Genomic DNA, 848 nt, shown 5'->3' on the forward strand with positions numbered 1-848 from the left:
CCCTCCGCCGACCACCGCACCACATCCCCCGTCCGATACATCCGCTCACCCGCACCACCGAACGGACACGCCACGAACCGCTCACCCGTCAACCCCGACCGACCCACATACCCACGCGCCAACTGCACACCCGCCAGATACAACTCACCCGCCACACCCACCGGCACCGGACGCAACCCACCATCCAGCACAAACACCCGCGTATTCGCCACCGGCACACCGATCGGCACCGAACCACCCACATCCCCAGGCCCACACTCCCACGACGTCACATCGACAGAAGCCTCCGTCGGCCCATACAAATTGTGCAGCTCCACCCCCTCGAACACCTCAAAGAACCTGTCCCGCGCCGCCACCGACAACGCCTCACCCGAACACACCACCCGCCGCAACCCCACACAACCCGCCGCCGACGGCTCCGCCAAAAACGCCTCCAACATCGACGGCACGAAATGCACCGTCGTCACCCCCGCATCCCGAATCACACCCGCCACATACGCCGGATCACGATGCCCACCCGGCCGCGCCAACACCAACACCGCACCATTCAACAACGGCCAGAAAAACTCCCACACCGACACATCAAAACCAAACGGCGTCTTCTGCAACACCCGATCACCCGACGACAACCCATACCGCGCCTGCATCCACCCCAACCGATTCACAATCCCACCATGCGCCACCACCACACCCTTCGGACGCCCCGTCGACCCCGAAGTGAACAACACATACGCCGGATGCCCCGCCCCCACCACAACCTCCGGCGCCACACCCGACCGACCCGCCACCTCAGCCACCACCACCGGATCATCCACCACCACCCGCACCACACCCTCCGGCAACACCCC

General features: G+C 65.2%; 1 protein-coding gene. It reads right to left on the reverse strand.

The window, feature by feature from the left end:
* Positions 1-848: AMP-binding protein (locus ABEB07_RS38905; RefSeq protein WP_345672783.1), on the reverse strand; the 848-nt coding region annotated here is incomplete at both ends.

This window comes from Streptomyces similanensis, assembly GCF_039543625.1.
GTDB classification, from domain to species: Bacteria; Actinomycetota; Actinomycetes; order Streptomycetales; family Streptomycetaceae; genus Streptomyces; species Streptomyces similanensis.